The organism is Frankia sp. CeRuru1, from assembly GCF_977966315.1.
In genome coordinates this window covers 1-9972 of record NZ_CDWWEW010000184.1, presented here as the reverse complement: position 1 = coordinate 9972, position 9972 = coordinate 1, and the positions used below count along the sequence as shown (strand labels likewise).

The 9972-nt window shown below is 66.3% G+C and carries 8 protein-coding genes; 2 read left to right on the top strand and 6 right to left on the bottom strand.

Features of this window, described 5'->3' with window-relative positions:
- Positions 1–44: 44 nt before the first annotated feature.
- Positions 45–3233, bottom strand: coding sequence for a lantibiotic dehydratase (locus AC08OP_RS14320; RefSeq protein WP_476614645.1), 3189 nt, complete (start codon positions 3231–3233; stop codon positions 45–47).
- A gap of 124 nt (positions 3234–3357) precedes the next feature.
- Positions 3358–3513: an FxLD family lanthipeptide gene (locus tag AC08OP_RS14315; RefSeq protein ID WP_476614644.1), complete on the bottom strand. Its 156-nt coding sequence runs from the start codon at positions 3511–3513 to the stop codon at positions 3358–3360.
- A gap of 503 nt (positions 3514–4016) precedes the next feature.
- Between AC08OP_RS14315 and AC08OP_RS14310 the strand changes: the two genes are divergently transcribed.
- Together AC08OP_RS14310 and AC08OP_RS14305 are read left to right on the top strand one after the other, a co-directional pair.
- Positions 4017–5225 (top strand): helix-turn-helix domain-containing protein, encoded by a 1209-nt coding sequence (locus AC08OP_RS14310; protein WP_476614643.1) that lies wholly within the window; start codon positions 4017–4019, stop codon positions 5223–5225.
- A 112-nt stretch (positions 5226–5337) separates the two neighbouring features.
- Positions 5338–6375, top strand: a complete 1038-nt coding sequence (locus tag AC08OP_RS14305; RefSeq protein WP_476614642.1) for an IS630 family transposase — start codon at positions 5338–5340, stop codon at positions 6373–6375.
- A gap of 21 nt (positions 6376–6396) precedes the next feature.
- Here AC08OP_RS14305 and AC08OP_RS14300 read toward each other — a convergent pair whose 3' ends face one another.
- From AC08OP_RS14300 to AC08OP_RS14285, 4 genes are all read right to left on the bottom strand, one after another.
- Positions 6397–7215: a class I SAM-dependent methyltransferase gene (locus tag AC08OP_RS14300; protein WP_476614641.1), complete on the bottom strand. Its 819-nt coding sequence runs from the start codon at positions 7213–7215 to the stop codon at positions 6397–6399.
- Between the two features lie 600 nt (positions 7216–7815).
- Complete coding sequence (locus tag AC08OP_RS14295) at positions 7816–8412, bottom strand: kinase (RefSeq protein WP_476614640.1); 597 nt, start codon at positions 8410–8412, stop codon at positions 7816–7818.
- A 192-nt stretch (positions 8413–8604) separates the two neighbouring features.
- Complete coding sequence (locus AC08OP_RS14290) at positions 8605–9306, bottom strand: HAD family hydrolase (RefSeq protein WP_476614639.1); 702 nt, start codon at positions 9304–9306, stop codon at positions 8605–8607.
- A gap of 114 nt (positions 9307–9420) precedes the next feature.
- Positions 9421–9921 (bottom strand): hypothetical protein, encoded by a 501-nt coding sequence (locus AC08OP_RS14285; RefSeq protein ID WP_476614638.1) that lies wholly within the window; start codon positions 9919–9921, stop codon positions 9421–9423.
- Between the last annotated feature and the right edge of the window lie 51 nt (positions 9922–9972).

The window sequence follows — 9972 nt, the reverse complement described above, 5'->3', positions numbered from 1 at the left end:
CGTCGGCGAGTCGGGCCGCCGCGGCTTCGGCTCGTAGCCGCGGCTCAGAGTGGGCGGTCATCGGCGGTGCCCTCTCTGGAGGTGCTTTGGCGGGCGTTCCACGCGAGCGCGACGCCGCGCGCGAGGCGCTGGCACGCTTGCTCGCAGTCGGTGTCGATCCCATGGGCGCGGATGTGGTGTAGGTGCAGCAGCGAGCCCAGCACCGATCCCGCTGACAGACGTTCACCACGATCGGCCCTCGCCGAGAGAGCGCTCGCGTAGTGAGCCGCAGCCTGGTGCCGTGCCTGCCAGGAGCGCGCGACCCCCGGGAACGCAGCGGCGGGCGGCGCGGATGACGACGAATCGACGCTGACGAGGTTGATCGCCTGGCGGAGGGCTCTCCGGTCGGTTGGCGGGCCGTCCGAAGGTCGCCGGTGGTCAAGAAGCCAGCGCATGCCGGCGGGACGGTTCCCCATCACTGCGACTGTCAGGTCGGTCAGGCTCGCTGCCGTGACGGCTCGTCGTTCAGGCTTACCAACGGCGGTGGCGGCGAGTTCCGCGACGGCGGCGACCGAATCCGCGGCGAAGAGGCTCTCGGCCGCGGCCATAGCGGCGCCAGCGCCGTAGCGCGCCGTCTCCGGATGGTACGTGTCGAGCACCAAGTCCCCGGCCAGCCCACCCCGACGCAGGTCCGCGGCCCAGTCGCCGACGCGTGCGACGGTCGGGCCGTAGTCGGCGATGTCGGCGAGATGCAGCCGCAGCCTCAGGTGTGGGGAGGGGTCGCGGTATCGGACGAACCACCAGCGTGGCGGTGTGGCCCACGTGGCGAGCAGGTCAGGCAGGCGATCGGTCAGGATGGTGTCGAAGCCGGCCGGGTCGCCGTAAAGCTTGGCGAACACCACGCACGACGCCCCCGGCAGTTGGCCGTGCTCACGCCCGACGACTCGCAGCGGCCCGGCGGTTGTCAGGACAGAGTGAAGCCTGGCCGAGATGCCTGGGCGGTTTTCGTCGGTGTATGCGGCGGCGAGTGGCACGACGATCTCGTGGGCACGGCCACCAAGCCAACCGTAGTCAGCCGGGCCTGCGGCCTCCGCCAGGATCACCGTCTCGTCGGACTGTTCGGGCCCTCCTGCCGGCCGATTGCCGTCAACGTGGGTGCGCAGAAGGTCGAGGTCCATCGACTCGTCGAGATTCAGTCGCAGGCACACGTCTGCCGTGCCTACGCTCACCCAGCCCGGCAGCCCCAGCCGGGCGCGTAACGCCGCGATCGCCTCGGCCCAGGTCGATGACGGCTGTTGCGGGCCGGGGAGGTCCGCCCTGCGTATCGCCCAGCGCGCGGGGGTGAGCACGGCGTGGCCGTAGCGGACCCGCGGCAGGAACGGCAAGCACCCCGCCGCACCCCAGGCGAATGGCGAGAACGCGCTGGTCCGGGTCCGCGGGAGCTCATGGAGCAGACGAGCGAGCGGCGGCATGGTGTGACGCGCGGCAGCGTTGGTCAGTACCGGCTCCACGACGCGCTGGCGCGACAGCGACACCAGGTACATCCCGCCGTCGTCGGCCGTCACCGCGAGGTCGTCCAAGGGGATCCGTCCCCGGCCGTCACCTTGATGTTCAGCCACAGAGATCCACTCCGGCAGCAGGCGTGGCGCACGGGTCACGGTGTCCATTCGCCCGTACCGCGGCGGGAACGACAGCTGCGCCGCTACCGCACCTTCCACCCCGACGGGCAGCCGCGCCAGATTCCTGATCATCCGTTCGCGGTCGCCCTCGGGAAGGATCTCCAGAAATCGGCTGTTCATCGCGAACCCTGTCCGGCTGACGCCGACTACCTGGACCGTGAACTGTCCCGCGCTCAGGGCCGCGGCGGAGTGCGCGTGTACCTCGGTGGACATCTCCACATGCGGCGCGGACCGTGGCACCTCCGCACCGACCAAGAAGCCGTCGAGGAAGTCGTCGTCGAGCACCACCTCCCGCGTCCCGTCCAGCGCTGCCTGTTGGGCGAGCATCAGCAGACGCTTGTCACGCCGCGACAGGCCGGCTGCCCCGGCTGGACGCGTCGGATCCGTGAAGTGAGCCGGAAACCCGAGCCCGGCAGTGGCATCGACAAGCTGGTCGAGCGGCACCAGGGCGCCTGCACCGAATCGATCAAGGTAGCGGGTCTGATAGGCGCGCCAGGCCGGATGGCCGACTGGATGCGGTGTGAGACGTATGAGAGCGTCTCCAGCGGCCTCGATCGCGGCGGCGACCGCCGACGGCACCGTCAGGGAGCCGCCGAGTCGCAGATCCACCGCCAACGGCCGCTCGACACCGACGACGAGGGCCCGCATCCGGCTCTCCAACCCCGCGAGTCTGCGCCGCCCGGCTGTACCTCGGATGCTCGCCAGATGGAAACCGGCACGCCGCCCACGGTCAATGCTGCACAGTTCGGCGACCAGCCGCGCCGACGAGCCCAACGCCTCGGCGTCCACGTCCTGAAGCTGGGCGGCGACGTGGGCAAGAGCGTCGGGACAGGTCGAAGGGGCACGCAGGTTGCTTACGAGAACGCCATGGCCAACAAGGTCGGCCAGCATGCCTTCGACCACGGATACCGGCGCTTCCGGAAACTCGGCAACCACCTTGTCGAGCAGGTCCACGAACCGGACAGGCGACCTGGCGGCCTCGACGGCCAGCTGAACGGCCGGGCTGTGACGAACCGACAGTTCGGCTGCGTCGGCCCGGTCCGGGCCAGCGCCGTGCGGCTGCCAGAGCACGACCAGCCGCCCGCCGCGTACCGCCCTCAAATCGTTCGCCCTCACTACCAGCTGCCGACGTACGGCGGGGCAGGATTCCAGTCGCCCGACGATCCCCGCCAGCCACCGCCCATCCGCCTGGGCAAACGCCCGGTCACCGTCCGCGCGCAGTGCCGACGCGGGCCCGTCGAAACGCACCGGTGCGACGCCCGCGAAGAGGCCGAACGGCGTCGGGCGGCGATGCATCCGCACCAGATAGCGGCCGACCGACACGACCGCCCGTCGAACCTCCCGAGCCGGCGGTCGGCGACCGGCGCAAACCGCCGCGACCCGGGCGGCGAGCACCGGGCTGGCCACCTCGATCGCCTCAGCCACCCCGGGCAAGGCCCAGACCTGGCCCAGCCAGACGCACGACGACTCGATGTCGTCGTGTTCGATGCCCGGCCATATCAGGTTTGCCGGCTCGCCCGGGTACGTGACGGCACGGACAACGGCGGCGTCAACACAGCGATACCGAGCACCCATGCACAACGCCTCCGCCACGGATCATGGTCCACGGTTCAGCCTTGGGACCCTTTGGCGCGTTCCCGCCTGTCGCAGCTGCCCCGGCCAGGCAGCCGGCCGGGGGCAGCGCAGTCCATGCGAGCGGTCAGCAGTCGCCGTCCGTCTTCGTGTCACACCCGTTGTCCGTGCTGCACAGAAGCGCCGCCGCGGCGTCCCCCTGTTCCACGATGGTGACGTCGAGGTCGAACGGTTCCGAACCGGCCACGGGTCCGGCCTGGGGCTGCAAATCCACAGGGCTCATCTCGGATTCCTCTCTCCTTGAAGCCTCGGCCCACGATCCGGCCCGTCACCGTCCGCAGCACCGTCGCGACAAGTTTGGAGGCCAGCTTCATCGCCAGTCGACACATGTTGTGTCAATGTCCGGTCTCCATTTAGCCGCGGCGGAGCGCGCCGACAGCGTCCGCAATGTCGCCTTTCATCGAGTTTGGACTTGGAGAGCCTTCCCCCGCAGTGGCCCCTCGTCAGGACCGACGCGTGTTGCTGAGCGTGACGAACGTCAGCCCGGGTGGCGGCCGTCGACAGCCGCGGTCAGGACCCGCTTACGGGCCTGTCTGACCGCCCCCAAGGCGGACGGCCGCGGCAGCCCTCATGCAGTTCTCACGGACCTGTGACCGACGGGCAGACCTCCGGCAACGACGCCCCCTCCGATCCGGACAGCTGCGTGTTTGGTGGTCGGTACGCTGCCATCCAGGGGTAAGTGGCCTGATACTCTTGGTGAACGCACCGGCGTTGACTGGACATGACATGGAGAACGACCTGCCGATCGGCAGGCGAATCGCAGCCTTCCGCAAACTCCGCGGCTGGACACAGGCGGGACTCGCGCAGCGGCTGAACCGTTCGACCAGCTGGGTGACCAAGATCGAACGAGGCGAGCGCCAGGTCGACTCCATGAGCGTCCTCTTGGAGCTTGCACGCGCGTTATCCATACCGTTGCACCAGCTCACGGGACATGGAGACCCCGACAGGGAGGCCAGCCGTACCGACGACGGAGCCATGCATCTACGCGTCGTGTTGGACCGCAGCCCGAGCCTAACGCGAACCGAGAACCGTCCCCGGTCCGGCTCCATCCTCCTGGAGGAGGCCAGCTCCCTTCGCCGCCTGTACAACGTCTCGGACCGGAGGTTCTCCGCCTCCATCCCGTTGCTCGCCGAACTCATTTCGGAGGCAAGGGCAGCATCCAACCAGCGTAACGGAGACGACCGGAGACGCACCGAGATTGCGCTTGCGCACCTCTATCGGCTCGCTTCCCTGGACCTTCGGCGCAGAGGAGACTATAGCCGGGCACGACTGGCGATCGACCGCGCCTTGTTGGCTGCCGAAAATGCCGGCCATGAACTGGTCATCGCCTCCATGAGCGCGACTCTGACCGTCCAGCTTATGATGCAGGGCAACCCAGAGGACGGTGTGGCGCTGGCGGCCGATGCCGTCGGCCTGTTACGTCAGCTTCGCGCCGTTAACGATTCGGACTCGTACGCCGTCATCGACGGTGCGCTGCATCTCTACGCTGCTCAAGCCGCGACGAGGGCAGGAGACCCGACAGAGTCGGAAAGCTTTCTGAAGATTGCGACAGACGTCGCGGCAAAGTCAAGAATTGATCGCGAAAAACATTCTTTGATTTTCGGCCCGACCAATGTTTCGATACAGAAAGTCGGCATATACGTCGACGCGCAACGACCGCATGACGCTCTACGCGAGGCTGCTCGTGTGAGCCCTGACAAGGCCGGTAGCGTGAGTCGCAGATGCTATCACTATCTGCATCTCGCTAGAGCTCATGGCATGCTAGGCGATGACGACGCCGTGATCGACGCGCTAACGGCGGCTTACAGCGCTGCGCCGGAATTCGTCCGACACGATCCTCTCGCCCGAGAGCGAGTACGAGACCTCGTTCGGCGTAGACGCTTTTTCGACGAGCGACTCCGGCGCTTGGCGAACGATATGAAGATTCTAGATTGACTAGTGTGTCGTAATGCTGCTTGATTTACTTGTCAGTATTTGATGTGATTCGGGGGTGGAGGTTTCTGCTGAGGATCGCGTTGAGCTGACGGCGTTGGTGAAGGGCCGAGATGTGCCGGCGCCGGTGGCGGCGCGGGCGCGGATCGTTCTGTTGTGGGTTGAGGGCCGGCGCAAGAAGGAGATCGCGGTGATGGTCGGGGTTTCTCGGCCGACGGTTGATGCATGGCTGGCCCGTTTTGAGGAGCGGGGTGTCAGCGGATTGGCGGACCGGTCTCGGGCCGCGCCGCGGCAGCAGATGTCCCCACACATTCGCGGTCGGGTGGTGGCGCTGACCCGGTCCAGTCCACCGGCGGAGACCGGGCTGACGCAGTGGTCGAGCCGGCTGCTGGCGACATATGTGAGTCGAACCGAGGGCGTGTACGTGTCGCATCACTATGTGGCGACGCTGTGGCGCCAGACTGGTCTGGCGCCGCACCGCCACGGCACGTTCAAGGTCAGCCGAGACCCGGACTTCGCCGGCAAGGTCGCTGACATCGTCGGGCTCTACCTCGACCCGCCGGGCGGTGCCGTGGTGCTGTGCCTGGACGAGAAGAGCGGTATCCAGGCATTGGACCGTACCCAACCGCTGCTGCCGATCACGTTCGACGCCGCCGAGCAGCGCACCGCCGACTACGTGCGTCACGGCACCACCAACCTGTTCGCCGCCCTGAACGTCGCGACCGGGCAGGTCTTCGGCCAATGCCATCCCGTCCGCGACGGCGCCCACTTCCTTGCCTTCCTGAAAGCCGCCGTCAAACCCCACGCCGGTAAAGACGTCCACATCGTGCTGGACAACCTGTCGACTCATTCAATCCCCGCCGTATCTGCCTGGCTGGCCGACAACCCCAACGTGCATTTCCACTTCACGCCGGTCGGCTCGTCCTGGATCAACCAGGTCGAGATCTGGCTCGGCATCATCACCCGCCAAGCCATCCGCCGTGGCACCTTCGCCTCCGTTCAGATCCTCACCCGCCAGATCCGCCACTATATCGACCACTACAACCGCGACGCCAAACCCTTTACCTGGACCGCCACAGCAGACGAGATCCTCGCCAAAGTGCGACTCGTCGAAACCAGTATCAGAAAGCTTGTCGACAACAATGGCAAGTAAAGCGACAAGGATTACGGAACACTAGGTATATCTCTTCCGTGCTCGAAGTGAAAAAAAGAGGGGCAGCTCCCCTGGAGTGTCCTCGGGCAGGACGTACTGACGCCCAACACTCTGGCGAAGGAACGGCCACGGCCGGTCGAGCCAGCTGAACTCATGAAAGAGCTCGATGATTAGGCCCGCTTGGGCGACGGCCGTAATGAGCTCTCCTGTGCTGTGCGTCCATAGATACTTCACGGACGATTCCACTTTTGCGTCAGGATCAGCATAGCTGCCCTTGACTTGATAGGCGACTGGTTCGGATCTAGGCCAATATTTTCGACTCACCCTCAGTTCGGTGGATGTATCGTCCAATGTCTTCGCGATTGGATGAATATCCGTCAAGTAAACGAAGCCGCCTGGCTTCAAATAGGCCGCGACGATCTCCGCCCACGCAGTCAGGTCCGGCAACCAGCCAAGAACTCCCCTCGAGGTGTAGACGACGTCCCAAGTGCCAGCCAGCGTTTCGGGCAATCTCATCACGTCTGAGCACACGAAGGTCGCGTCGACACCCAGTTCCTTCGCAAGAGAATTTGCAATTCCTACCGCGCGCGGCGAGAAGTCGACTCCGGTGACCTTCGCGCCGCGCCTTGCCCATGAGACTGAGTCAGCGCCGATCTGGCATTGGAGATGTAGCATTTTCAACCCGCTGACATCGCCCACCTCCTCCACCTCGTAGCGACGGAGCTTGTCAACCCCCCTCCGCACGGAGCCAAGATCATACCAATCGCTCTGCGCATGAAGCTCGGCCCACTCGTCCCACAGAATCCGGTTGGATTCGAGGTAACGATCAACATCGCCCATGCGGCGGACCCCTGTTCTACTCGTCTCCCCCTGTCAGGTTACGCGACGAGGCGGCCTCCGGTTGCCAAATGGCACCCGGCAAGCCTCCCAGGTTCGCCATGCGAGGCGCCTGGCCACGCTTGGTAACGACAGCGAATTTCCGAAGGGGCAACCCCAGGTCACAGCGCTCCTGGCTTGGCAGCAGCCGGCCCGTTGAGCTGCCACTGCCACAGAATGTGTCATCCGCTCTCTCGGGTCGGCGTCATTCTTGCATCTAGTGCCACCGTGCAGGTGATGTTGCCCGGTCTGAAGGTAGAGAGGTAGCGATCGGCGCACATACGTACCTCCGAACGGTTCTATGTGTGTCCATCACTGCCCGAAGCACGATTGGTCGTTCATCATGCCCGCCGACAAGGCCCGGGGCGGACCAGCGAAAGGAGCCCGGGTGTCTGACGGCGCCCAGAGCTACGAAGGCTATTGCATGAAGTGCAAGGAGAAGCGCCGCTACGAGGGTGCGGTACGGATCAGCGGGTGCTGTTCTACCCGCGGCCCGAGCCCTACAGTGGCCGGCGCCGCCGTCCCCGTGACTCGACTGCCCCCGCGGGTCTGACCCCGGTCGGGTTAGCGATCGACCGCGACGACCGGCCGGAGTGGGGCGGATGCGGCCCACGGGACACAGTCCGTGCCCTCGCCGAGCGGCAGCCCCGCCGTCTCGGCGATGAACGCGATCGTCTCCTCGAGTGAGGAGGTCTGCGGGATCACACGTTCACCGCCGACGCCGAGCAGGTCACGCGGCAGGTACCAGCCCCGCATATCCGTGCTGGTGAACTGGGTCGCCTGCGGCCGGGTGGCGTGTCGGCGCAGCGTCTCCTCCAACGACACGTCGAGGTAGAAGACGAAGCTCGTCCCACGATGCGCCGCGAGCAGTCCTGTGATCATGTCGGCGTAGCGGGCGGCGGCGAGGATGCCTTCCAACACCACATGTAGGTTGTGATCAAGCGCAAACCGCACGGTCTGCGCGATCAAGAGCGGTGCCAGACCTCCAGGATCATCCCGCTCGCGGAGAACGATCCGGCGCAGGTAGTCCTGCTCCACCAACGTGCATCCGCGACCGTGCCCCAGCTGCAAGATCTTGGCGACTGAACTCTTCCCCGCCCCCGAGTTTCCCCTGATCACCACGAGTTTCGTTGACTCCGACCCGACCTGTTCGACCGCCACCGTCGGGATTATTCCCGCACAGTTTCAGCGGATCGTCCCCCGACACGCGCCGCCCGGTGGGCCTCACCACAGGCTCCGCGTGGGCGGGGCTCCCGGAACGAATTTCGGGGACGGTCTGGCGCCGTTGGGCGCCGTGCCCGCGGCACGCGACTTTGGCGAGCGGTTCCGCCTGGCGAGGGCAGGTTCAGGCGCTTAGCCAACGCAATCGAAGACGGCCGCCTGCAAGACACGGGGCCGGGTGAGATCCGGCAAGACCGCATCAGCGCCGGCCGCATCAAGATCGCCCATACTGCTGCTGCCGGTGGCAACCCCCACGGCCCGCACGCCCACATCGTGCGCGCCCTTCACATCGTACGGAGTGTCTCCGATCACCACGACCCGAGGTCGGGGAAAGCTCACCTGGTAGACCGCTTCGGCCCGCTTGACCGCGAGACGCACCAACACAGCCCGATCGCTGTCGTCGTCCCCGTATCCGCCTACCTCCAGATCCAGATGGTCCGAGAGTCCGAACGCGGCCAACTTGGTCTCGGCAATCGAGCGGAGGTTGCCGGTCACCACCGACTGCACAACCCCTTCGGCTTCCAACGCCGCGATGGCCTCCCTGGCACCAGGCAGGCGACGACCGGCCTCACGCATCCGGCCCTGGAGCTGCCGGGCAGCCTCCCCCAACGCCTCGTAGAAGGCCGGTAGCAGTGGTTCCGGCTCGGTGATCCCGCAAAGCCGCATGGTCTCCAAGATGATTGCCCGCTCGGTGCGGCCGGTCATGTCCGCCAGCTCCCCCATGGGACCGTCGGTCACAAGCTGGAAGGCGCGGGCGTAGATCTCCCGGCTCACGCCGCTGATCTCAAGGAGCGTGTGGTCGACGTCCCAGAGAATGAGGGCGGGCGCGGCCACCGGGCCATGATCTCATTGCCAGGCTTGGCCTGGCCATGTTGGTGATGTTCCCCCTGCCAGCGGTTGAGCGACCCGAAAGCTCCAACCCGACCGCGGCCAGCGACGACGTGCCGCTCAGGGCCGGCGGGGACGGAGGTTTTCGTCGAGCAGGTGACGCAGCAGGATCGTGCCGGGCATGGCCGCCGACGGCGGTAGGAAGACCGAGGGCATGTCCGGGTCGAACACGGGTGCGCCGGCGCGGCGGGTGAACGGCATCGCGCCGTAGGTGACTTTGTCGTCTATGTCGTAGGTCATCCACAGGATGACCTCCTGCTCGGTCTCCTCATCGGGAATGCCGGTCAGCGGGGAACGCAGCCGGACTGTGTCCGCGTCGACGGCGGCCATGACTTGGGGGACCGCGAGCGCCAGCCGATCGGCGGTGGCTTTGCGGGCCTCGTCGGCGACGCGCTGCTCGTAGGCCTCAGCCCGCTCGCGGTGACGCAGGTAGGACGGCTCGGTCAGGACAAGCTCATGGTCCGCTTCAACCACGGTGATCGCTGGCTGGGTCCGGGCGCGCAACGCGTCCTGGAGCCGACCGACAACCTCATCGAGGATGATGTTGGTGTCGTCGTTCATCGCGTCCCACGCTCCTTCACCTGGCTTGGGCCCAGCCCCAGACGCCCCGAC

What these genes read in the sequence shown, in the direction of transcription:
- AC08OP_RS14320 (WP_476614645.1), bottom strand. Translation starts at nt 3,233, where the DNA reads ATGGGTGCTCGGTATCGCTGTGTTGACGCCGCCGTTGTCCGTGCCGTC.
- AC08OP_RS14310 (WP_476614643.1), top strand. Translation starts at nt 4,017, where the DNA reads ATGGAGAACGACCTGCCGATCGGCAGGCGAATCGCAGCCTTCCGCAAA.
- AC08OP_RS14300 (WP_476614641.1), bottom strand. Translation starts at nt 7,215, where the DNA reads ATGGGCGATGTTGATCGTTACCTCGAATCCAACCGGATTCTGTGGGAC.
- AC08OP_RS14285 (WP_476614638.1), bottom strand. Translation starts at nt 9,921, where the DNA reads ATGAACGACGACACCAACATCATCCTCGATGAGGTTGTCGGTCGGCTC.
- AC08OP_RS14315 (WP_476614644.1), bottom strand. Translation starts at nt 3,513, where the DNA reads ATGAGCCCTGTGGATTTGCAGCCCCAGGCCGGACCCGTGGCCGGTTCG.